This is a genomic window from Bacillus sp. NTK074B (genome assembly GCF_017303375.1).
GTDB lineage: Bacteria > Bacillota > Bacilli > Bacillales > Bacillaceae_B > Rossellomorea.
This window is the reverse complement of record NZ_JAFKOH010000001.1, coordinates 514,872-538,157: the sequence shown is the minus strand read 5'-3', so window position 1 is coordinate 538,157 and position 23,286 is coordinate 514,872. Positions and strand designations below refer to the sequence as shown.

At 44.9% G+C, this 23,286-nt stretch carries 20 protein-coding genes, 1 other RNA gene and 1 other annotated feature; of the genes, 18 read left to right on the top strand and 3 right to left on the bottom strand.

What is annotated here, in order from left to right:
- Positions 1–316: 316 nt before the first annotated feature.
- The gene (locus JI667_RS02890; protein ID WP_206850231.1) at positions 317–2,506 is read left to right on the top strand and encodes a RelA/SpoT family protein; all 2,190 of its coding nucleotides are present in this window, start codon (positions 317–319) and stop codon (positions 2,504–2,506) included.
- 13 nt (positions 2,507–2,519) lie between these two features.
- Positions 2,520–2,963 carry a D-aminoacyl-tRNA deacylase gene (gene dtd, locus JI667_RS02885; RefSeq protein ID WP_206850229.1) on the top strand — a complete coding sequence of 148 codons (444 nt, stop codon included), beginning with the start codon at positions 2,520–2,522 and terminating at the stop codon, positions 2,961–2,963.
- Positions 2,964–3,024: 61 nt separating this feature from the next.
- Here dtd and JI667_RS02880 read toward each other — a convergent pair whose 3' ends face one another.
- Positions 3,025–4,740, bottom strand: a complete 1,716-nt coding sequence (locus tag JI667_RS02880) for an SH3 domain-containing protein (protein WP_206850227.1) — start codon at positions 4,738–4,740, stop codon at positions 3,025–3,027.
- A gap of 254 nt (positions 4,741–4,994) precedes the next feature.
- Between JI667_RS02880 and JI667_RS02875 the strand changes: the two genes are divergently transcribed.
- The 10 genes from JI667_RS02875 (at position 4,995) to JI667_RS02830 (ending at position 13,781) form a co-directional block, all read left to right on the top strand.
- Positions 4,995–5,171, top strand: a complete 177-nt coding sequence (locus tag JI667_RS02875; protein ID WP_098353229.1) for an RNA polymerase subunit sigma-70 — start codon at positions 4,995–4,997, stop codon at positions 5,169–5,171.
- A 67-nt stretch (positions 5,172–5,238) separates the two neighbouring features.
- Positions 5,239–5,469 (top strand) — a binding site (T-box leader).
- A gap of 69 nt (positions 5,470–5,538) precedes the next feature.
- Positions 5,539–6,813, top strand: coding sequence for a histidine--tRNA ligase (gene hisS, locus JI667_RS02870; RefSeq protein WP_206850226.1), 1,275 nt, complete (start codon positions 5,539–5,541; stop codon positions 6,811–6,813).
- A 31-nt stretch (positions 6,814–6,844) separates the two neighbouring features.
- A complete protein-coding gene (aspS, locus tag JI667_RS02865; protein WP_206850535.1) occupies positions 6,845–8,611 on the top strand; it encodes an aspartate--tRNA ligase in 1,767 nt (588 codons plus the stop codon).
- A 70-nt stretch (positions 8,612–8,681) separates the two neighbouring features.
- Positions 8,682–8,871, top strand: a non-coding RNA gene (gene ssrS / locus JI667_RS02860) — 6S RNA.
- A gap of 200 nt (positions 8,872–9,071) precedes the next feature.
- Entirely contained in the window at positions 9,072–9,836 is a 765-nt protein-coding gene (locus JI667_RS02855) for a tRNA threonylcarbamoyladenosine dehydratase (RefSeq protein WP_206850225.1), read from the top strand.
- A 215-nt stretch (positions 9,837–10,051) separates the two neighbouring features.
- Positions 10,052–10,831, top strand: coding sequence for a hypothetical protein (locus tag JI667_RS02850; protein ID WP_206850223.1), 780 nt, complete (start codon positions 10,052–10,054; stop codon positions 10,829–10,831).
- Positions 10,832–10,833: 2 nt separating this feature from the next.
- Positions 10,834–11,208, top strand: a complete 375-nt coding sequence (locus JI667_RS02845; RefSeq protein WP_206850221.1) for a GntR family transcriptional regulator — start codon at positions 10,834–10,836, stop codon at positions 11,206–11,208.
- A gap of 2 nt (positions 11,209–11,210) precedes the next feature.
- Complete coding sequence (locus JI667_RS02840) at positions 11,211–11,921, top strand: ABC transporter ATP-binding protein (protein WP_206850218.1); 711 nt, start codon at positions 11,211–11,213, stop codon at positions 11,919–11,921.
- The gene (locus JI667_RS02835) at positions 11,921–12,838 is read left to right on the top strand and encodes an ABC transporter ATP-binding protein (protein ID WP_206850530.1); all 918 of its coding nucleotides are present in this window, start codon (positions 11,921–11,923) and stop codon (positions 12,836–12,838) included. Before JI667_RS02840 ends, JI667_RS02835 begins: the two co-directional genes overlap by 1 nt.
- Positions 12,831–13,781, top strand: coding sequence for an ABC transporter permease (locus JI667_RS02830; RefSeq protein ID WP_206850217.1), 951 nt, complete (start codon positions 12,831–12,833; stop codon positions 13,779–13,781). The genes JI667_RS02835 and JI667_RS02830 overlap by 8 nt, the downstream gene beginning before the upstream one ends.
- Before the next feature lie 68 nt (positions 13,782–13,849).
- On the opposite strand, the gene JI667_RS02825 is transcribed toward JI667_RS02830, so the two are convergent.
- Both JI667_RS02825 and JI667_RS02820 read right to left on the bottom strand, forming a co-directional pair.
- Entirely contained in the window at positions 13,850–14,569 is a 720-nt protein-coding gene (locus tag JI667_RS02825) for a protein-glutamine gamma-glutamyltransferase (protein ID WP_206850215.1), read from the bottom strand.
- A gap of 497 nt (positions 14,570–15,066) precedes the next feature.
- Positions 15,067–16,338 carry a replication-associated recombination protein A gene (locus tag JI667_RS02820; protein ID WP_206850529.1) on the bottom strand — a complete coding sequence of 424 codons (1,272 nt, stop codon included), beginning with the start codon at positions 16,336–16,338 and terminating at the stop codon, positions 15,067–15,069.
- Positions 16,339–16,538: 200 nt separating this feature from the next.
- On the opposite strand from JI667_RS02820, the gene cymR reads away from it, so the two are divergent.
- From cymR to JI667_RS02790, 6 genes are all read left to right on the top strand, one after another.
- A complete protein-coding gene (cymR, locus tag JI667_RS02815) occupies positions 16,539–16,958 on the top strand; it encodes a cysteine metabolism transcriptional regulator CymR (protein WP_044339554.1) in 420 nt (139 codons plus the stop codon).
- 13 nt (positions 16,959–16,971) lie between these two features.
- Complete coding sequence (locus JI667_RS02810; protein WP_206850213.1) at positions 16,972–18,114, top strand: cysteine desulfurase family protein; 1,143 nt, start codon at positions 16,972–16,974, stop codon at positions 18,112–18,114.
- Positions 18,115–18,163: 49 nt separating this feature from the next.
- Positions 18,164–19,279, top strand: a complete 1,116-nt coding sequence (gene mnmA / locus JI667_RS02805) for a tRNA 2-thiouridine(34) synthase MnmA (protein ID WP_206850211.1) — start codon at positions 18,164–18,166, stop codon at positions 19,277–19,279.
- A gap of 159 nt (positions 19,280–19,438) precedes the next feature.
- The gene (locus JI667_RS02800; RefSeq protein ID WP_206850209.1) at positions 19,439–20,110 is read left to right on the top strand and encodes a tetratricopeptide repeat protein; all 672 of its coding nucleotides are present in this window, start codon (positions 19,439–19,441) and stop codon (positions 20,108–20,110) included.
- A 17-nt stretch (positions 20,111–20,127) separates the two neighbouring features.
- Complete coding sequence (locus JI667_RS02795) at positions 20,128–22,524, top strand: ATP-dependent RecD-like DNA helicase (protein WP_206850200.1); 2,397 nt, start codon at positions 20,128–20,130, stop codon at positions 22,522–22,524.
- A 160-nt stretch (positions 22,525–22,684) separates the two neighbouring features.
- Positions 22,685–23,281, top strand: coding sequence for a biotin transporter BioY (locus JI667_RS02790; RefSeq protein ID WP_206850198.1), 597 nt, complete (start codon positions 22,685–22,687; stop codon positions 23,279–23,281).
- The last annotated feature ends 5 nt before the right edge of the window (positions 23,282–23,286 follow it).

Here is a 23,286-nt window from a genome sequence, read left to right as displayed (position 1 = left end):
TGAACACGTCAGACATTAAAATGCTTTGTTAGATTGAATATGAAAATTTATTTGTTTATAGATTTAACATTATGCTAGAAGGTTGGTTGGTGCGGAAAACAGCCGCCACCCGCTCCATCAAAAAGCAACAATATTCATTTAAACAGCCTTTGAATGATAAATCATCTATATAATCGACAATTCTCGACGAAATTAGATGGTTTCTGAGAAATTTTCTTTAAACACTTTACAGAACCTCTTTTTTTTTTGATAATAGTAACAATCATTAAAATCGAACAATAATGAACTAAATTTAAATACAAAGGTGATTTTGATCATGGCGAAAGATCAAGTACTAACCCCTGAACAGGTTATTGATAAGACAAGAGCATACTTAAACGATGAGCATGTAGAAATGGTCCAGATGGCATATGAGTACGCAAGGGACGCTCATAGTGAGCAATATCGCAAGTCTGGTGAACCTTACATCATCCATCCCATCCAGGTAGCGGGGATACTTGCGGATCTCGAAATGGATCCAGCCACCGTCGCTGCCGGGTTTCTTCATGATGTAGTGGAGGATACGGGTATTTCTCTTGGTGAAATTGAGGAAGCGTTCAATGCGGAAGTGGCCATGCTCGTAGATGGGGTGACAAAGCTCGGAAAGATTAAATACAAGTCTCATGAAGAGCAGCAGGCTGAAAATCACCGGAAAATGTTTGTGGCAATGGCTCAGGATATCCGGGTCATCCTCATTAAATTGGCAGACCGCCTTCATAATATGAGGACATTGAAGCATTTACCACAAGAGAAGCAGCGTAGAATTGCCAATGAAACCCTTGAAATCTTTGCTCCATTGGCTCACCGTCTGGGGATTTCAAAGATTAAGTGGGAACTAGAAGATACGTCGCTGAGGTATTTGAATCCGCAACAGTATTATCGGATTGTCAATCTGATGAAGAAAAAACGTGCAGAGCGAGAAGAGTACCTGGAAGAAGTCGTCAATGAGGTAAAGGATAAGTTAGGCGACGTGAAAATCGTGGCCGAAATATCAGGACGCCCAAAGCATATTTACAGCATCTATCGGAAAATGGCCCTTCAAAACAAACAATTCAATGAAATATATGATTTGCTCGCCGTTCGTGTCGTTGTAGACAGCATCAAGGATTGTTACGCCGTACTCGGTATTGTCCATACGTGCTGGAAGCCCATGCCCGGCAGATTTAAGGATTATATCGCCATGCCGAAACCGAATATGTATCAATCTCTTCATACGACGGTCATCGGTCCCAAGGGAGACCCCCTTGAAGTGCAGATCAGGACTCTTGAGATGCACCAGATCGCTGAATACGGGGTAGCGGCACATTGGGCCTATAAAGAAGGAAAAGAAGCCAACGAACCTGTTTCCTTCGAGAAGAAGCTTTCATGGTTCAGGGAGATATTGGAATTCCAGAATGAATCAGCCAATGCGGAAGAATTCATGGAGTCTCTTAAAATCGATCTTTTTTCCGATATGGTCTTTGTGTTCACGCCTAAAGGTGACGTTTTAGAGCTGCCCTCGGGATCCGTTCCTATCGACTTTTCCTACCGGATCCACTCGGAAATCGGAAATAAAACGATCGGTGCCAAGGTCAACGGGAAAATGGTCACCCTTGATTATAAGTTGAAGACGGGGGATATCATCGAGATTCTCACGTCCAAACACTCTTACGGCCCGAGCCAGGATTGGCTGAAACTTGCCCAGACCTCCCAGGCAAAGAACAAAATCAAGCAGTTCTTCAAGAAGCAGCGCAGGGAAGAAAATATTGAAAAAGGCCGTGAGCTGGTCGAAAAAGAAATCAAGAATCAGGATTTTGATGTGAAGGAAATCCTGAATCCCGAAAATATCAAACGGGTATCCGAGAAATTCAATTTCTCCAACGAGGATGATATGTATGCAGCGGTTGGTTATAACGGTATCACAGCCGCACAAATCGCCAACCGTTTAACAGAGAAACACCGGAAGCAGCGTGAACAGGAAGACAGCCTGGAAGAAACGATGAAGGAATTGAATGCTCAGCCTGTCAAGCGCAAAAAAGATGCAGGGGTACAGGTGGAGGGCATCGATAATCTCCTCATCCGTTTATCCCGCTGCTGCAGTCCGGTTCCGGGGGATGAAATCGTCGGCTTTATTACAAAAGGCCGGGGTGTGTCTGTGCACCGGGCTGATTGTACAAACGTCATGGCAGATGAAGTAGAGCAGCGTCTTATTCCTGTATCGTGGGAAAGCGATGGGAATGATCGCAAAGAATACAATGTTGATATTGAAATTTCCGGTTATGATCGCAGGGGCCTTCTGAATGAAGTCCTTCAGGCGGTGAATGAAACGAAGACAAATATATCAGCAGTAAGTGGGAAATCGGATCGGAACAAAGTGGCCACCATCAATATGTCGATTTCGATTCAAAACATTTCCCATTTGCACAAAGTGGTAGAGAGAATCAAACAGATTTCAGATATTTATGCCGTAAGACGAATCATGAACTAAAGGAGATTTCTTTATGAGAGCTGTATTGCAAAGAAGTAAAGAAGCCTCTGTCACTGTTGATGGAGAAGTAAAGGGAGAAATCCGTTCAGGAGCTGTCCTCCTGGTAGGGATCACCCATGAGGATACGGAAGAGGATGCCCGTTACATTGCGGATAAGGTTGTGAACCTTCGCATCTTTGAAGATGAAGAGGGTAAGATGAACCATTCACTGTTGGATGTGGGGGGAGAGATTCTCTCTATTTCCCAATTCACCTTGTATGGCGACGTCCGTAAAGGCAGACGACCGAATTTCATGAATGCAGCCAGGCCTGACCATGCAGAAGTGATCTATGACTATTTCAATACGTTACTTGAAAATAAAGGTATGAAGGTTGAAACAGGCGTCTTTGGAGCGATGATGGATGTAAATCTTACCAATGATGGTCCTGTTACTCTATTGATCGAAAGTAAATCATAAAAAAAGGCTGATCCCGAACGCATACGGGACCAGCTTTTTTTATTGGTACTTTTCAAGATCATTATTCTGAAAAATAATCACCCAATCCATGGTAGATGGCCGTAGCTGCCAGATCCTGAAAATAGTGAGTATTCACATTGGCTTCTTCAGTAGGATTACTGAGGAAACCTAATTCCAACAGGACAGCTGGTCGGTTGTTTTCACGGATGACATGATAGTCCCCTATGCGGACACCGCGGTCGAGGGTAGGTAAACGGTCTGAAAGGCTTCCGTGAATATCCTCTGCCAGTTCCTTCTGCTGATCCTGATAGTAATAGGTGGTATGACCGGCGATGGATGAGTCCAATATGCTGTCAAAGTGAATACTGATAAAGGCATCTGCCTGATAATAATGAGATAATGATACCCTTGAAGGTAAAGATAAATATTCATCTGTTTTTCTTGTCATAATGACTTTTGCTCCAGCGCTTTTCAATCTTTCAGCAAGGAGTTCACCGGTTTTCATCGTCAAGAGCTTCTCCAGTGTTCCGCTGGCCCCAGTGGTTCCACTGTCTCTTCCGCCGTGGCCAGGATCAATTACGATCACTTTATCTTGAAGACCGCCACTTTTATTTCGGGAGGGAGTGGTATTTTCACCTGCGGCAGAGCGGATTGATACGACCCAGCCGGCTACAAATCCGGTACTGCCGTCTGCTAACTCTACTTCATACCAGTCCCCATTCTTACTTGTGACGGGAAACGACTCTCCAGTTGAGGCCCGCTTGATGACGCTTGACCCGGTATTGGCATCGCTCCGGATGTTCGTTCCATTGTATAAAACTGTAATGTTTTCATTCGAGCTGTTATTCTCGTGGGCAGCGGCCGTCACCGTTTTTTGAACATACCAGCCGGCGATCCAACCCTTTTCCCCATTGGAGAGCTTGATTTGATACCAATTGTTCTTTTCTTTCAGTAATTTGTATTTCTCCCCCTTGGCCACTTTACCGACGACCTTTCCGTTCAAGGAAGTTTCATCCCGGACGTTCAAACCATGAACCGTGATGATGCCGACTAAGTCTTCAGGGGTTGATGTGACTTCTTCATCGGCACCTGATTCACCTCCGTCAGCAGAAAATTCTACATACGACTCACTGATCCAGGCTTTTTCGTTACCGAATACAATCTCATACCAGCCGGAAACACTGCCGGATACCTCGACCATATCACCCTTGTTCAGTACACCGAGTACGGAACTTTGAAGAGAAGGGGAATTTCGGACATTCAAGGCGTTATCTGTGATGATTCCTTGTTTGTCTTCGCTTTTTTTGGACGGGGTGGAAGTCGTATCCGATACGTACTGACGATGGACCCATCCCTCGGTGCTTCCTGATTCAACGAGAAGCCAATCCCCGTCGTGATCTGTTACGGTAACCGCATCGCCACTTTGTAATACCGTCACAACCCCATCTGAAGTGCTGGGGCCACTTCGGACCCGAAGTCCATCGGTGTTGACACGGCCTTCATGTGGCGAAAAGCCTTCTGAAACGGCAGATTCAACTGAGACCAGCCAGTCGGCCACCCAGCCTTCCCCGCTATTCGTCTTTACTTTATACCAATCCTTCTGTGTGTCTACTATCTTGTACTCTTCTCCTCTATGTACCTTTGTCAGAACAGAGAAGCTCAGTCCAGGCCCGGTCCGGACATTCAAGGTCGACACACTGATCGTGACCTTACCGCTTTCGGCATGTACATTGTCCCCACCAGGCTGAAAAGGGAACATCAAGAGTATAATCAACATTGATGCCCATACTTTCTTAATCTTCTTCACCTCCAGTATGATTCAAGCACCCCCTATAGTAATATCGGATTTGCCCCCTCAGTTGTTGAACGCCACTTGCATTACTCTTGAGAAAAATGGAATTTATTTCTTACTTTCAAAAATCCTTATGGTTCTATTACGATAAAAAAAATTAAATTCCTCTAAAACGAAAAAAAAATAGGTAATTGGAAATGATAACAGTAGGAATGTTTTTTTGAAAGGAAGAGTTAGACATGAGGTCAAGTGAAAAAGGATTCATGAACGCAAATGGTGACAACCAGTTGTTTGGAGTTGATTTTCATCAGTTTTTAGAACGAGAGAAAGATGCCCTGAACGTGGAGCTTGCTTCCGAATTCGGATTGTCTTTACGGGAAGTCAAGCTGTTAAAAAAGAAAATGGAGAGATCCTGATGAAATTTTCTTTAACCTCTTGACATGGACTTAAGGCAACCGTATCATTATAGAAATAAAATAACATTAAAAACCGTTGATCGAGCATAGTAGCTAACACCCCACGTGTAAAGAGAGGAAATGCCTTGGCTGAGAGCATTTCTACAATGTGACTTAGTGAATGAACACTCAGGAGGTTTCTCTCTGAAAACGTATGGTTAGTAGGAGAAGAACGTACCAGGCGTTAACTGGCTAAGTGGAAGTCTTATTAGACTTCAATTAGGGTGGCACCACGGGAATAACAGCTCTCGTCCCTTGTATATGATACAAGGGACGAGGGCTTTTTTTATTTACATATATTCGTTCACGATAGAAGGAGGAAATCACCTTGTCCATTCAGATTCCAAGAGGTACACAGGACATTCTGCCCGGTGAAGTGGAAAAATGGCAGTATGTAGAGGAAGTGGCAAAGACCCTTTGCTACAACTATCAGTATAAAGAAATCCGCACCCCTATTTTCGAGGCAAGTGAATTATTTACACGTGGAGTGGGGGATACAACGGACATCGTCCAAAAAGAAATGTATATGTTCGAGGACCGCGGAGGAAGAAGCCTGGCGCTCCGCCCTGAAGGCACCGCATCTGTCGTCCGTTCCTTTGTAGGGAATAAAATGTTCGGGCACCCGAATCAGCCGACGAAGCTCTTCTATTCGGGACCTATGTTCCGTTATGAGCGGCCACAAGCCGGCAGGTACCGTCAATTTGTTCAGTTTGGTGTCGAGGCTCTCGGAAGTGAAGATCCCGCAATCGATGCTGAAGTGATATCACTCGCAATGGGGATATATAAGAAATTGGGTCTGTCGAAGTTAAAGCTAGTCATCAACAGTCTTGGGGATGCCGGAAGCAGACATGCACACAGAGAGGCACTGATCAATCATTTCAAACCGAGAATCGATGAATTCTGCGGGGATTGTCAGAATCGATTAGAGAAGAATCCATTGCGAATCCTTGATTGTAAGAAGGACCGTGACCACGAACTGATGTCTACGGCACCATCGATCCTTGCTTACTTGAATGACGAATCAAAGCATTATTTTGAAAAAGTACAAACTCACCTTTCAGATATGGACGTTCAGTTTGTCGTCGATCCGACCCTTGTTCGGGGACTGGACTACTATAACCACACGGCATTCGAAATCATGAGTGATGCAGAAGGGTTTGGAGCGATTACGACGCTATGCGGAGGTGGACGCTACAACGGCCTCGTCGAAATGATCGGCGGTCCTGAAACACCCGGAATCGGATTTGCCTTTAGTATCGAAAGGCTCCTTTCCGCATTGGAAGCAGAAGGGCTGGAGCTCCCAATTGAGCATGGGGTCGAATGCTTTATCGTATCTCTCGGGGATGAAGCTAAGAATCATTCCGTAAAGCTCCTTCACGATTTAAGATCGGCCGGAATTTCTTCAGAGAAAGATTATCTGGATCGCAAGGTAAAAGGGCAATTCAAGGCAGCTGACCGGTATGAAGCAAAATATGTAGCTGTGATCGGTGACAACGAGCTACAGGAGAATAAAATCAATGTGAAAGATATGTCTACAGGTGAGCAGGAAGAAGTCAGCCTTGATCACTTTGTTGACAAAATGAAAAGCAAGCTCGGTAAATAGAAACGGTTGATTCGACAAGGAGGAGAATATGATGACAAAAAGAACGGCGTATTGTGGAGACATAACAGAATCGTACATCGGTGAAAAAATCACGATCAAAGGATGGGTACAAAAAAGAAGGGACTTGGGAGGACTTATCTTCATCGACCTTCGTGACAGGGAGGGAATCGTCCAGGTCGTGTTCAATCCCGATTTATCAGGGGAGGCACTCGCTCTTGCGGAAAAAATCCGTAATGAATATGTCCTCAGTGTGACTGGTACGGTTGTGGCAAGGGGAGAAGGAACGGTGAATCCTAACCTGAAGACAGGTAAGGTGGAAATCCATGCAGATGAGGTCGAAATCATCAATGAAGCCAAAACGCCACCATTCATGATCGATGATCAAATGGAAGTGTCAGAAGACGTCCGATTGAAATATCGTTATGTGGATCTTCGACGTCCGGCGATGATGGAAACGTTCAAGATGCGTCACAATGTCACGACTTCTTTCCGGAATTTCTTGAACAATAACGGGTTTTTGGATGTGGAAACACCGATCTTAACCAAAAGTACGCCTGAAGGGGCGCGTGATTATCTGGTTCCGAGCCGCGTTCATAAAGGTGAATTTTATGCGCTGCCTCAGTCACCGCAAATCTTCAAGCAGCTCTTGATGGTGTCCGGCTTCGACCGTTATTATCAAATCGCCCGCTGCTTCCGTGATGAAGACCTTCGTGCGGATCGTCAACCTGAATTCACTCAGATCGATATGGAAATGAGCTTTATGGATAAAGAAGAAATCATCTCACTTGTGGAAGACATGATGAAAAAGCTGATGAGCGATGTAAAAGAAGTCAACGTTTCATTACCAATCCCAAGAATGACGTATGACGATGCCATGAGCCGTTATGGATCAGACAAACCGGACACCCGTTTCGGGATGGAACTGATCAATGTATCAGAAATCGTGAAGGAATCAGGTTTCAAAGTTTTCGCAGGGGCAGTCGCGAACGGTGGTCAGGTGAAACTGATCAATGTCAAAGGCGGGGCATCCCAGTATTCCCGTAAAGATATTGATGGATTGACAGAATTTGTTTCCCGTTATGGGGCAAAGGGATTAGCCTGGTTGAAAGTAGAAGAAGAAGGCTTGAAAGGACCGATCTCGAAATTTGTGACGGAAGAAGATGCGTCGGCAATTTCAACGTCAGCAGATGCAGAAGCAGGAGACTTACTACTATTCGTTGCTGATAAGAAATCTGTCGTGGCCGATGCCCTTGGTGCCCTTCGCTTGAAATTAGGAAAAGAATTGAAGCTGATCGATGAAACGAAATTCAACTTCCTGTGGGTGACAGACTGGCCGCTTCTTGAGTTTGATGAAGGTGAGAACCGTTACTACGCTGCCCATCATCCGTTCACGATGCCTGTGAAGGAAGACATACAACTCTTCGAAACAGACCCGGCAGCGGTTCGTGCAGAAGCATATGACCTGGTACTGAATGGATACGAACTTGGGGGAGGATCACTCCGGATTTATGAGCGTGACATTCAGGAGAAAATGTTCAAAGTACTTGGATTCTCCAAGGAAGAGGCGGAAGAGCAATTCGGTTTCTTATTAGAGGCTTTTGAATACGGAACGCCTCCACACGGTGGAATTGCCTTGGGACTTGACCGGTTGGTGATGCTTTTGTCCGGACGCACGAATCTTCGCGATACGATTGCCTTCCCGAAAACGGCGAGCGCAAGCTGTGTACTCACTGACGCTCCAGGGGGAGTAAGTGAAGCACAATTAAAAGAATTATCTTTGTCGCTCGATGTAGAATAATGTAAGTAAATACCGGTGGCCCTTCGTTGAAATACTCATGGTGATATGATATTATTTAGACAATCACAAACGAGTCCTGATGTGTGCGACGTTTTTACCTAACAGTTTTGACCGAACACTTCAAACTTTGGGAGCTTGATGTTTCTGCTAGGCGTTCATGCCCCGTGCCGGGGACTAACAAATAGTGGGATAAAGCACCCACCTGCCGAGAGCGGGTTCAAAACGAAGGAAATGATGGCGACGGCACGATTGGGACTCGTCCAATCATGATATGTTAATGAAGATCTCATAGAATGAAAAGTCAGGCTCATAGGCGCCTGGCTTTTTTGTTGGGACTAAATCTACTTTAAATGGGGTAAATGAAAGAGAAGGACATCATTTCATATTGATTTTCTGCCCCCTTTCCTTTATTCTAATTCAGTATAAACCTAGTTGAATACTTATAATGGAGTTGATTATTTTGCTACACCAGTTTTCACGAAACGAACTAGCGATCGGTAAGGAAGGTCTTCAAACCCTTAAAAATAGTACGGTGGCAGTACTTGGTATCGGGGGAGTAGGTTCCTTTGCAGCTGAAGCTTTAGCCCGGTCAGGTGTAGGCCGTCTTGTACTAGTGGATAAAGATGATGTGGATATTACAAACGTAAATCGTCAAGTCCATGCACTTCTCTCGACAGTGGGTCAGCCAAAGGTCGATCTGATGAGAGACCGCATAATGGATATCAATCCGGAATGTGAAGTCATTGCCCTAAAGATGTTCTATACAGAAGAAACGTATGAGGAGTTCTTCAATCAAGGGTTGGATTATGTGATAGATGCTTCTGATACGATTTCCTATAAAATTCATTTGATGAAGGAGTGTCTGAAACGGGACATTCCTTTAATTGCGAGCATGGGAGCGGCAAATAAAACCGATCCGACCCGATTCAAAATTGCTGATATCAGCAAGACCCATACAGATCCAATTGCAAAAGTGATCCGTACACGCCTGAAAAAAGAAGGGATCAAAAAAGGTGTGACGGTTGTATTCTCTGATGAGAGTCCCATCGTCATCCGTGAAGAGATAAGGAAGGAAGTAGGGAAGGATGACGCAAAGATCCGTAAAGCCCAGCTTCCACCCTCTTCCAATGCATTCGTTCCTTCAGTAGCTGGTCTGATTGCAGCAAGTCATGTGATGAACCAGCTGTTGAAAGACATCGAAATCAAAAGGGTTAAAGATAAATAATCGTAAGGACCGAATCCCGGTGAGGGTTCGGTCCTTTTGTTATTTACGCCCCCAATGACTGGCGGTGAAGTTGTACCTGAACCAGACTTGGCCTGGTCAACTTTTTTACATAGTATAAATAATCCTATTAATGGGTAAAAAAGGATTGACCTCCAGATGCGTCATAGTGTACTATCTAACTAGAACACTAAATCACGTTACGGAGGAGTGTAACCATGAATGCATTTAAAGGTCTTCTCTGGAAAGACTTTAAAACCTCGAGTATTTGGTTTTATGGTTGGATTGCCATCATTTTATTGATCTTTATCATTGGTTTGGTGATTGGAAACTATATCCACGAACCGGGTGTAACTCAATTATTTCTAATCATGATGGGAGTGTTTCACTTTGCCTTTCTTCCAGGGATGGTATATTCCATGCTTCGCTTGGAAGGAAAGACACAGCTATGGCTCCACAGTCCCCACAGCGGGTTTATGCTTTTATTTCCGAAGGTGATCATCGCTTTTCTTTATTCCACATTGTCACTATTATTGGTGGATGCATTGGGCGTTTTGATGATGTTCCTTTATCCCGATGACTCCCTATTTTCCTATTGGCCGATAAAAGAGGGGATCCTGTTTAATCTGGGAGTGACAATAGGTGGCCTTTACTTTTCAGGCTGGGGGATATTCCTGTGGACATTCTATCATTCCCTCTCAAAGTATCCTTCCATTAAGCATATACGGTGGCTCTTCATTGCAGGGTTCATTATTTTGTATCAAAGTCTCGTGGCCTTCCTGATGAGCATCGATTGGGTGGAGAAGCTTTTCTTTGAAAAATTCACCGTAAAGGTAAGTTCGGGCTTCTTTTTTTCGGTGAATGCGAATGAGACGAATGCCGGTTTTAATCTGGATATGATTCCATTGCCGATCCTGCCCTTCTTGTTTGAAGGAATGATCGTGGTCATTGTATTTATCATTTCCTGCAGATTGCTGGATCGCAAGGTTGAGGTGTAGCTATGACAGAAGAATATACAGCCTCCAAGCCGATATACATTCAAATAGCCGATCGCATCATTCGTGAAATCGTCAGGAAGGAATTATCTCCGGGTGATAAACTGCCTTCTGTCCGGGAAATGGCCGTTCAATCCGGAGTGAATCCGAATACGGTTCAAAGGACATACAGTGAGTTGGAAAGGATGGACATTGTGGAGACAAGGAGAGGACAGGGTACATTTGTGACGGAAAGGGAAGAAGTACTGGCCGTACTGAATGAAAAGGTCCAGAGGGAAGTGATCGAGTCTTTCATTCGAAATATGAAAGAACTGGGTCTGACAAAAGAGCAGATGATCCAAGGTGTTGAGAAGTACCTTGGTCAAAGAGGGGAGGAATAGAGATGGTTGTGAAATTTGAAGGTGTCACCAAAAAATACGGAAATGAAACGGCATTGAATGATACTTCCTTTCAATTTGAAAAAGGGAAGATCTATGGTCTTCTTGGTCCGAACGGAAGCGGGAAATCCACCACATTAAAGATGGTTGCGGGGCTTGTACTGCCAAACGCAGGATCAGTCACCTTGAACGGGAAACCCGTCACCCGGAAAGTTGCCAGTGAAGTCGCCTATTTGACAGAATTGGATATGTTTTATGAAGCTTTCACCGTTGAGGGGATGCTCCGATTTTACGCCTCTCAATTTCCTGATTTCGATCCAGGGAGAGCGAAGGAACTGGTTGCATTCATGGAACTGGACAGTGGGAAGAAGATCAAGCATTTATCCAAAGGGAAGAGGGGCAGACTGAAGCTCGTGTTAGCATTGTCCCGGAACACGGAAGTGCTCCTTCTTGATGAACCGTTCTCGGGTCTTGATCCAATGGTGAGGGATACGATCGTAAAAGGTCTCTTATCCTATATTGATTTCGGAAATCAAACCGTCATCATTGCCACTCATGAAATTGACGAAATCGAAGCAATCCTGGATGAAGCGATTATCATTTTGGATGGAGACATAAAAGGCCATTGCCAAGTAGAAGAGCTGAGAGAATCAGAAGGCTTATCGGTCCTGCGGTGGTTGAAGAAGATGACAAAATCAGAAGGGAAGATGAAATGATGAAGACGGTTGTGGAATTAAAGGATGTAACCAAAGTCATCAAAGGCAAGACGATCATTGATCATTTAACATTTGACGTTTATGAAGGGGAGGTATTCGGCTTCCTTGGACCAAATGGAGCGGGGAAAACGACGACCATCCGTATGATTGTAGGATTGATGAATAGTTCAAAAGGAGATGTCCTGATTTCCGGGAAGAGCATCAAGAAAGACTTTGAAGGTGCGATCAAGGACGTAGGGGCAATTGTCGAAAATCCTGAGCTTTATAAGTTCATGTCAGGGTATCAGAACTTAAAGCACTTCGCCCGCATGCAAAAAGGAATTACCGATGAACGAATGAAAAAAGTCATCGAACTGGTCGGCCTGACGGACAGAATCAATGATAAGGTGAAAACGTACTCTCTAGGAATGAGACAGCGTCTCGGTCTTGCCCAATGTCTCCTTCATAAACCGAAGCTGCTTATTCTTGATGAACCGACAAACGGTCTGGATCCAGCGGGAATCCGTGAAATTCGAGCGTATATCAGAAAGCTCGCCGAGGAAGAGGGCATGGCAGTGATCGTATCGAGTCATCTTTTATCCGAAATGGAAATGATGTGTGACCGGATCGGGATCATTCAATCTGGAAAGCTTGTTGATGTGCAGCAAGTAAGGGACTTTGTAGAAGGATCTGAACAGGTATATCACTTTGAAATCAATGATGTGGATAAATTTAAAACAGTTCTAAACACGTATGATCCAGGCATCAAGTACGAAGCCCAAGGGTCTCAGGTGCAGGTTGCCCTTACCAAAGAACAAGTGCCGGAAGTGGTCAAGGAACTTGTAGGAGCCGATGTACCTATATACAGCGTGATGCCGGTAGCCAAGACATTGGAAGACAGATTCCTCGAAATTACAGGAGAGGTCGTGCATGCTTAGTCTTATTAGAAATGAGTGGACCAAAATCTTCAAGCGGGTCGGAACGTATGTGATGCTTGGACTGTTGATTCTTATTATTGGAGTGACAGGCGCATTCACCAAGTATAGTGATACAAAAGCGAAGGAAATGGACAACTGGAAACAGGAGCTTACCGCGCAGGTGGAGTCTGATAAGCAGATGTTAGCGGAGAGTCCAAACCTGAATAAATTCATCAAGAAAGACACTGAACGAAGAATTGCCATCAATGAATACCGTATTGAAAAAAATATCGAGCCGAAAGTAAAAGAAACAGCATGGACATTCGTTGAAACGAATGCTTTCAACGTACTGGTTGTTGGATTATTTGCCATCATCGTGGCAGCGGGAATCGTTGCGAGTGAATTCAGCTGGGGTACCATCAAACTATTGCTCATTCGTCCGATTTCCAGGACCAAAATACTTCTATCCAAATACCTTACCGTCATTTTATACGGTATCAGCCTACTTCTGGTATTATTTGTTGTTTCACTTCTGCTTGGGATCATATTGTTCGGCGGAACAGATCAAGCCACACACCTGGCGTTTGTAGATGGAAAGGTTGTCGAGCAGAGTATCGTCGGTTATTTGATTAAAACTTATTTATTAAAAACCATCGACGTGGTGATGATGGCTACAATGGCCTTCATGATTTCGGCTGTGTTCAGAAGCAGCTCACTGGCCATCGGGATTTCATTATTCCTTTTATTCGTCGGAGGAAATGCCACAAACCTGCTCGCCCTGAAATTCGACTGGGCGAAATACAGCCTGTTCGCCAACACAGACCTGACTCAATACACAGGTTTCACTCCTCCACTTGTGGATAGTATGACCATGGGCTTTTCCATTACCATGCTCATCATCTATTTCCTTATTTTCCAACTGCTCGCTTTCATCGTCTTTAATAAGAGAGATGTAGCAGCATAGAAAAACAGAGTTGGACAAACAGAAAGAATTATACAAAGAGGGACGGACTTATCATAGTCCGTCCCTCTTTATGTGTACCGGTACAAATCAGAAAACTTCAGGCGGGTGACCTGTTCAAGGAGGTAGGCGGATTTCGTTGCCCCCTTTTTCCGAAGCGTATTCAGTGCCTCAATCATTTCGTCGTGGGTCATGAGACCGACACCGTGACCGAAGTACTGGTCGTCTTTGATAAAAACAGAGTTTTCACCCATCCAGATCGGATCTTCAAAATCAGGGTTAAAGAAGTAATAGACATCCCCGGGGATATAATCAAGCCCTTCGTATGTGACCATCGGCAGATCGTCGTCATAGTTGTGTCCCCACACAAGGAGTGATGAATATAGCCTGTTGAAAAAGGGAGTGTTGATCGTATCCAGAATCGATTTGTAATAAATCAAAACGATGCTTGTGACACATTCGAAACTGTAAGCAGAGCTGTTTGTAAAAACATCTTCAATGGCATCTGACGGAAGCTTCGATTCTCTCAGCTTGTAGCCATAAGGAGTCTTGATCCAGTAAATGGGGTTGAATTTCGAATGTTCGAAAGCAGAAAAAGTGGCATCACCATCATTCATGTTTATGGCATTGGCAATAATACGCTCTCTCACTTTCAATTCATATTTAAGCTCTCCCAGATTGAGATATCGATACTCAGTTGGGCTTTCTTTTAAGGAAGTGAAAATGCGTTTCTGAACAGATGTCAGGTTTGGTATCTCCTTGGGTGTTGATTCATTCTCTATGATGATCAATCCATACACCTCCGGGCTTTTTTATTAATGTATGTTTGGTTGAATGGATATGGTATTCATACTGGGGAAAAAGTGATTTCTGCAGACAATTGCTAAAAGTTTATATCAAGTGTGGACTATCAGAATTGACAGTGAGCCGACCAAAACGACAGGTCAGCACGATTATTTGAAATCTCGCATGATAACTTAATATCTCGCATGAAAAATCTATATCCCGCACGATTCCCAGCACAAAGTTAGCCAAACATGAGTATGACCTCTATGATTGGAGTAACATTTCTTCCTAAATAAAAAAACGAGCCACCAAAAAGGCAAAAACGCCTTCCGGTGGCTCATCTTATGCTTGTCGCCTCTGACCCAGCCGCCTCCGCTTTAGGTTCATCCAGCTCCGGCGGCTAGAGGCTCGAGGTCATAAGTCAAACCTGCCAAAAAGGCAAAGATCGCCTTTCCGGCAGGTTCATCTTATGCTTGTCGCCTCTGACCCAGCCGCCTCCGCTTTAGGTTTTCATCTGCTTTTTAATTTTCTCATACACCTGAGCGATTGCCTGTTCGAATTTCCCTGTTGATTTAGGGGAGTAGTATTGAGCATTTTTTAGTTTGTCAGGCAGATACGTTTGAGGGACCCATCCTGATTCGTAGCTGTGTGGATACTTGTACTCAATCCCTCGGCCAAGTTCTTTGGCACCTTGATAATGGGCATCTTTCAAGTGGTCCGGTACCTCGCCACTCTTACCTTTCCGAATATCTGAAAGGGCAAGGTCGATTGCGGTGATCGCTGAGTTTGACTTGGGTGAAAGACAAAGTTCGATGATTGCGTTTGCCAACGGAATCCTTGCTTCCGGGAATCCGATTTTCTCAGCGGTTTCCACTGCCGCCAGTGTCCTTGGTCCTGCTTGGGGGTTGGCAAGTCCGATATCTTCATAGGCAATCACGAGAAGTCTCCGTGCGATGCTCGGCAGATCCCCGGCTTCAACAAGTCTTCCGAGGTAGTGAAGTGCCGCATTCACATCACTCCCGCGGATTGATTTCTGAAACGCACTCACGACATCATAATGGGCGTCGCCGTCCTTATCGTGTGAAAAGCTTTTCTTCTGAAGGCATTCTTCTGCAATGGAGACATCAATATGAATCACCCCGTCTTCATCCGGTGAGGTTGAAAGCACAGCCAGTTCCAAAGCGTTCAGCGAGCTTCTTACATCACCGAAGCTGCTGCTGGCAAAATGATCGATGGCTTCGTCCGTTACATCGAGTGAATACTCTCCCAACCCCCTTTCTTTATCTTCGATTGCACGGATCAGGGCAACTCTCATTTCTTCGATTGAAAGAGGCTTTAATTCGAAAATCTGGCATCTGCTTCTGATTGCGGGATTGATGGCGTGATAGGGGTTGCTCGTTGTGGCACCGATCAACGTAATCATCCCGTTCTCTAAATAAGGAAGGAGAAAATCCTGCTTCCCTTTATCCAAGCGATGGACCTCATCTAATAAAAGGATGACCTTGCCGGACATTTTTGCTTCTTCTGCCACGATCTGAATATCTTTTTTATTATTCGTGACGGCGTTCAGTGTTTTGAAGCGGTATTTTGTACTCCCAGCGATGGCGCTCGCAATGGAAGTCTTACCGATGCCTGGCGGTCCGTACAGGATCATGGAGGAAAGCTGTTTTGCCTTTACCATCCGGTCGATGATTTTCCCTTCTCCGACTAAATGCTGCTGCCCGATGATTTCCTCGATGGTCCTTGGTCTCATCTTGAAGGCAAGTGGTTTTATGGACATGAATCATCTCTCCAAACTGACGTTCTAGTTACATTCACTTTATCACAGGTGATTCCATTAAGGAAATAATGTGGATGGAAGGTGGAGCCGCCCCTTTCACAGTGTGAGGGCGGATATGCTATAATAACAAAAGTCAATGCAGAAGAAATAGACGTCTGAAATGGACGTTATTAAATATAGTAGAGGTGCTGTATATGAAGATATCAACTAAAGGCCGATACGGACTAACGATTATGATTGAACTCGCAAAACGCCATGGTGAAGGGCCAACTTCACTGAAAACAATCGCACAGCAACATGAACTGTCGGAACATTATCTTGAACAGCTGGTCGCTCCTCTCCGGAACGGCGGTCTTGTCAGGAGTATCAGGGGGGCTTATGGTGGTTATGTCTTAGGCCATGAACCTTCAGAAATTACGGCAGGTGATATTATCCGGATCCTTGAAGGACCCATCAGTCCGGTGGAAGGAATCGAGGATGAAGAACCGGCAAAACGTGAGTTATGGATCCGTATCCGTGATGCGGTCAAAGAAGTGCTTGATAATACAACGATAGAAGATCTGGCGAGTCACTCGGATGACGGGGAATCCGATGCATACATGTTCTATATCTAGGAGGTAACGATAAATGGAAAGAGTGTATCTGGATCATGCTGCAACGTCGCCCATGCATCCTGACGTGATTGAGGAAATGACAACAGTGATGAAGGAGACCTTTGGTAATCCATCGAGCATTCATTCATTTGGCCGTGCATCACGTCACCTTGTGGATCATGCACGAACCATCATAGCAGAGAGCATCCATGCAGAATACAATGAAATCATTTTCACAAGTGGTGGTACCGAAGCGGATAATTTAGCGATCATCGGTACCGCGGAAGCAAATATGGAAAAAGGGAAGCACATCATTACTGCACAAACCGAGCATCATGCAGTTTTGCATGCGTGTGAATTTCTCGAATCGAAGGGGTTTGAAGTCACTTATCTGCCGGTGGACCATTCAGGAAGGATAAGGCTTAAGGACCTTCAAAAGGAGCTTCGTGACGATACGATCCTGGTAACCATCATGTTCGGGAATAATGAAGTGGGAACACTTCAGCCTATTATGGAAATAGGTGAGATAGTAAAGGATCATCAGGCCTACTTTCATACGGATGCTGTACAAGCTTTCGGTTTGACTAAAATCGATGTAAAAAAACTTGGAGTCGACCTGCTATCCGTTTCAGGGCATAAGATCAACGGGCCTAAAGGGATCGGTTTCCTTTATGCCCATAAACGTGTGGATCTAAAGCCGGGGTTATACGGCGGTGAACAGGAAAGAAAGCGCCGTGCAGGAACTGAAAACGTCCCTGCCATCGTCGGACTGGGTAAAGCAGTGGAATTGGCCCGGAATTCAATTGAGAAGAAGCATGCCCTGCTATTTGGACTAAAAGGTCTATTAAAAGGTACATTGGCTGATGAAGGGGTTGAATTCAAAGAGAACGGATCCCTTGAGCATGGATTACCCCATGTGCTAAACTTAAGCTTTCCCGGTACGGATGTTGAATCCATGCTGATGAATTTAGATATGTCAGGTATCGCTGTTTCAAGCGGTTCCGCTTGTACGGCTGGATCTATAGAACCTTCCCATGTCCTTGTGGCGATGTATGGGAAACAGTCTGAGAAATCAAGGAACTCCATCCGCTTCAGCTTTGGTCTTGGGAATACGGAGGAACAGATTGAGTGGGCGGCCCATGAAGTGGCAAGCATCGTGAAGAGATTGACAACATAAGATGGTCGTCTAATTCAGGCGATTGAATGGAAACAAGGAGGTGGCGTTAGTGAAAAAAGAACCTAAGGATACAAGAGTGGTCGTTGGGATGTCCGGCGGGGTGGATTCTTCTGTAGCGGCATTATTACTAAAAGAGCAGGGCTATGAAGTCATCGGGATTTTCATGAAAAACTGGGATGATACGGATGAAAACGGAGTATGCACCGCAACGGAAGACTACAACGATGTCATACGTGTTTGTAACCAAATCGGGATTCCTTACTACGCTGTGAATTTTGAGAAACAATACTGGGATAAAGTGTTCACCTATTTCCTGGATGAATATAAAGCCGGAAGAACACCGAATCCGGATGTGATGTGTAACAAAGAAATCAAGTTCAAGGCATTCCTTGAGCATGCACTGAAATTAGGTGCGGACTATCTGGCAACCGGTCACTATGCCCAGGTTGAGTACCGCGACGGTGAGTACAAGATGCTGCGCGGGGTCGATAACAATAAGGACCAAACGTACTTCCTCAATCAGCTGGGGCAGGATCAGCTTGAGAAAGTGATGTTTCCGCTTGGGGGCATTGACAAGAAAAAGGTGCGTGAAATCGCGAAGGAAGCCGGTCTTGCTACTGCCACAAAGAAGGACAGTACGGGCATTTGCTTCATTGGCGAACGTAATTTCAAAGATTTCTTGAGTAATTATCTTCCGGCACAACCCGGTAAGATGGAAACGTTAGATGGAAAAATAATTGGCAAGCACGACGGCCTCATGTACTATACCATCGGTCAACGGCATGGTCTTGGCATAGGGGGAGCAGGTGACCCGTGGTTTGCCATCGGGAAGGACCTCGAAAGAAACGTCCTTTACGTTGGACAAAGCTTTGAGCATCCTGCCCTGTATTCAGATTCCATCCTTGCGACGGATGTTCACTGGACAACGAACGGGGATAAACCTTCTGAATTTACTTGTACGGCAAAATTCCGTTATCGTCAGGATGACAATAAAGTCACGGTGGTGCCGCTTGAAGACGGTAAGGTGAAAGTTATTTTTGATGAACCGATCCGAGCGGTCACACCAGGTCAGGCAGTTGTTTTCTACAACGGTGATGAGTGCCTGGGTGGAGGAACGATCGATACGATCTTCAAAGATGAGAAGAAACTGACATACGTAGGTTAATGCTAAAAAAGGACTGAGAAGAAGAGATGCCCTATCTCTTATCTCCCAGTCCTTTTTTTCATCATGGATGTATTCCATTGTGGAGTGTCCCTTATGTTATACTAGTAACGATAAGTGGGAGTATATACATAACTAATAGACTATATAGAGGTGTTTACATTGGACAAGAATTTAAAAGGAATCGAGTTATTGCAAGAAGGTAAAGTAGAAGAGGCGGTAAAACTATTTACAGAAGCCATTGAAGAAAGCCCAAAGGATCCGGTCGGATATATCAATTTTGGCAATGTACTAATGTCGGTTGGCGACAACGAAAAAGCGAAAAAGTTTTTTGAACGTGCGATTTCCATCGATGAGAATGCAGGAGCTGCTTATTACTCCCTTGGTAATCTGTATTTCAATGAGAATCATTTTGACGAAGCAAAGGATCAATTCGAAAAGGCGATTAATAAAGGGATGGAGAATGCCGACGTCTACTTTATGCTGGGAATCAGCCTGTTTCAATTAGAACAGCCGAGACTGGCTCTGCCGTACTTACAGCGAAGTGTGGAACTGAATGAAGAAGACGTAGAGGCGCGTTTCCAATTGGGACTTTGTCTTGCCAAAGTGGAAGCATATGAAGAGGCGATCAATCAATTGACCACAGTAGTGGATGCTGATCCCGAGCACGCAGATGCTTACTACAACTTAGGGGTTGCCTATGCAGGTCACAAGGATGATGCAGACACGGCACTGAAGTATTTCAATAAAGCAATCGAAGTGCAACCGGATCATATGCTAGCAGGCTATGGCATTAAGATGATCGAAAAGCTTCAAAATGAACAAAGTGAATAGTTAGGGGGTTCACTGCCTTGAGCCAGCAAGATTCTTTAAAGCTGTTTGGTGAGGAAGAAATCTATATTAAAGGAAGGCATCTTGTCACCATTTTTCATAATGAAGAAAATCTCTACACGGTTGTCAGAATCCGGGTAGATGAGACAAATGATTCTTATGAGGATAAAGAAGCGGTTGTAACAGGGAACTTTCCTAAAATCCATGAAGATGAAACGTATGTGTTTTATGGGCGGTTCCAGGAGCATCCAAGGTTTGGCATGCAATTCCATGCGAAGCATTTCAAGAAGGAAATCCCCCAAACCACACAGGGTGTCGTCCATTATTTATCCAGTGATTTATTCAAAGGCATTGGGAAAAAGACAGCTGAGAAGATTGTGGAACATATCGGGGAAAATGCCATAGGCAAAATCCTCGAAAACCCCAGCCTCCTTGATGAAATCCCAAAGCTGCCAAAGGAAAAGGCGAAGAGTATCTATGATACACTTTCCGAGCATCAAGGCCTCGAGAGGGTCATGATCATGTTGAACGACATGGGCTTTGGTCCCCAAATCTCCATGAAGGTCTACCAGGCTTATAAGGAACAGGCACTTGAAATCATCCAGAATAATCCCTATAAGCTTGTGGAAGATATCGAGGGAATCGGCTTTACCCGGGCAGATGAACTGGGGGCGAAGATTGGACTGACAGGCAGCCACCCGGACCGGATCAAAGCGGGATGTTTGTATACATTGGAACAAACGTGCGTCAAGCAGGGCCATGTATACATGGAAGCAGAAGAGCTGATTGTCATTGTGAAGGAACTGCTAGAGAAGAGTCAGCCCGAAAAAATCGACTACACTGATATCTCCAGTCAACTCGTCTCCCTTGAGGAAGAAAGCAAGGTTGTAGGGGAAGGAACGAAGGTGTATGTGCCATCCCTCTATTTTTCCGAAAAGGGGATTGTGACAAATATCGAAAAGATTCTTGCGCAGACCCAGTATAAAGATCAATTCCCCCAATCGGAATTCCTATTATCACTGGGGGCGCTTGAAGACAGGTTGGGAGTACAATATGCCCCCTCCCAAAAAGAGGCCATCGAAACGGCGTTAATGTCCCCTATGTTACTGTTGACGGGAGGACCAGGTACCGGTAAGACGACCGTCATCCAGGGAATCGTTGAACTGTTCGCCGATCTGCACGGCTGCTCCCTTGATCCGAAGGACTATAAAGACGAACCATTCCCGGTGCTGCTGACGGCTCCAACAGGACGTGCGGCTAAGCGTATGACTGAATCCACCGGTCTTCCCGCCATGACCATCCACCGGCTCCTCGGGTGGAACGGCCAGGAAGGGTTCCAAAGCGATGAAGAACGGGCGATCGAAGGGAAGCTTTTGATTGTGGATGAGGTGTCAATGGTCGATACCTGGCTCGCCCATCAGTTGCTGAAGGCCCTGCCTGAAGGCATTCAGGTGATTTTTGTCGGTGATGAGGACCAGCTGCCATCTGTCGGACCGGGGCAGGTATTGAAGGACCTATTGAATTCAGAAGTGGTCCCGACTGTCAGGTTGACGGATATTTACAGACAGGAAGAGGGTTCATCAATTATTGAACTCGCTCACGATATGAAGAAGGGACAGGTTCCTGCTGATTTGACGAAACAGCAAAAGGATCGTTCATTTTTCCCGTGCAGAACACATCAGATTTCCGACGTCGTTCAAAAAGTGGTGGAAAACGCAAAGAAGAAAGGCTACACGCCAAAGGATATACAAGTACTTGCCCCTATGTACCGGGGCCCTGCAGGGATCGACCGCTTGAATGAACTTCTTCAGGAAATTTTCAATTCCAATGATGGTACCAGGAAGGAACTTGCCTTCGGGGATGTGAAATACCGTATCGGGGATAAGGTTCTTCAGCTTGTCAATCAGCCTGAAAACAATGTATTCAATGGGGATATCGGTGAAATCGTTTCGATTTTTTATGCAAAAGAAAACACTGAAAAACAGGACATGATCATCGTTTCATATGAAGGGAATGAGGTCACGTATACCCGGCAGGACCTTATGCAAATTACCCATGCGTATTGCTGCTCCATTCATAAATCCCAGGGGAGCGAGTTTCCCATTGTGATTTTACCGGTTGTAAAGAGCTATTACCGCATGCTGAGAAGAAACCTGTTGTATACGGCCATCACACGCAGTAAACAGTTTCTCATTCTTTGCGGTGAGTTGGATGCATTTAAACTGGGCGTTGAAAGGGAAGATGATTTTCTTAGAAAGACGACCTTGAGTGAGAGGCTAAGGGGCTTACTGGATTATGAAGGCGGTTTGAAAAAGGAGTCACCTGCCGAGGACATGCCGATTGAGGAACGTCTGCTCAATGAAGATCCGATGATTGGTATGGAAGGCATCACTCCATACGATTTTATGGAAGCATAAGGTTGACGAATGAAGATTTTCCTATTTGGAAATGGTTCATTCGTCAACTTTTTTTATGTAATCATTTATTTGTGTTAACTTAAAAATATTTGAGTTGACATATAATCGTTGGAAGCGATATCCTTATCTTGTACAAGAAACGACAGATGGGGGAAGACGAATGAACAGAAAATTAAGAACGATTGATCTTACACTGGCAGGGATGTTTGTTGCACTTATGGCGATAGGTGCCAACATCACGACATTTGCTCCGTTTATGGTAGTGGGCGGCGTTCCCATTACATTACAAACGTTTTTCGCAATTTTAGCAGGAGCCATTCTTGGAAGCAGAGTCGGGGCGATTTCCATGACAGTATACGCACTGGTTGGGTTAGTGGGTGTTCCTGTATTTGCACGATTCGGGGCAGGTTTATCTTCCATTGTGAGCCCCACATTCGGATTTATCGTTTCATTTATTTTTACAGCATACATTACGGGGAAAATCGTAGAAAAACACAAAGGGATCAAGACCTACATCTTCGCTGCAATTGTCGGCATGGCAGTCAATTATGTGTTTGGCACGAACTGGATGTATGCAGCATATAAGGTTTGGGCACAAGCACCGGAAGGATTCACCTATAAATTAGCATGGGCATGGATGGTCGTTCCACTGCCTAAAGACATCATTTTAGCCGTCTGTGCAGGTATGATGGCTCATCGATTGGAGAAATCGGTACTGTCAAAGAGCACCTTCAGAAACTTGAATCGAGCAGCATAAATGGG

Coding starts and splice junctions, on each gene's coding strand:
- JI667_RS02890 (WP_206850231.1), top strand. CDS start 317: ATGGCGAAAGATCAAGTACTAACCCCTGAACAGGTTATTGATAAGACA.
- dtd (WP_206850229.1), top strand. CDS start 2,520: ATGAGAGCTGTATTGCAAAGAAGTAAAGAAGCCTCTGTCACTGTTGAT.
- JI667_RS02880 (WP_206850227.1), bottom strand. CDS start 4,740: ATGTTGATTATACTCTTGATGTTCCCTTTTCAGCCTGGTGGGGACAAT.
- JI667_RS02875 (WP_098353229.1), top strand. CDS start 4,995: ATGAGGTCAAGTGAAAAAGGATTCATGAACGCAAATGGTGACAACCAG.
- aspS (WP_206850535.1), top strand. CDS start 6,845: ATGACAAAAAGAACGGCGTATTGTGGAGACATAACAGAATCGTACATC.
- JI667_RS02850 (WP_206850223.1), top strand. CDS start 10,052: ATGAATGCATTTAAAGGTCTTCTCTGGAAAGACTTTAAAACCTCGAGT.
- JI667_RS02845 (WP_206850221.1), top strand. CDS start 10,834: ATGACAGAAGAATATACAGCCTCCAAGCCGATATACATTCAAATAGCC.
- JI667_RS02840 (WP_206850218.1), top strand. CDS start 11,211: ATGGTTGTGAAATTTGAAGGTGTCACCAAAAAATACGGAAATGAAACG.
- JI667_RS02835 (WP_206850530.1), top strand. CDS start 11,921: ATGAAGACGGTTGTGGAATTAAAGGATGTAACCAAAGTCATCAAAGGC.
- JI667_RS02830 (WP_206850217.1), top strand. CDS start 12,831: ATGCTTAGTCTTATTAGAAATGAGTGGACCAAAATCTTCAAGCGGGTC.
- cymR (WP_044339554.1), top strand. CDS start 16,539: ATGAAGATATCAACTAAAGGCCGATACGGACTAACGATTATGATTGAA.
- JI667_RS02810 (WP_206850213.1), top strand. CDS start 16,972: ATGGAAAGAGTGTATCTGGATCATGCTGCAACGTCGCCCATGCATCCT.
- JI667_RS02790 (WP_206850198.1), top strand. CDS start 22,685: ATGAACAGAAAATTAAGAACGATTGATCTTACACTGGCAGGGATGTTT.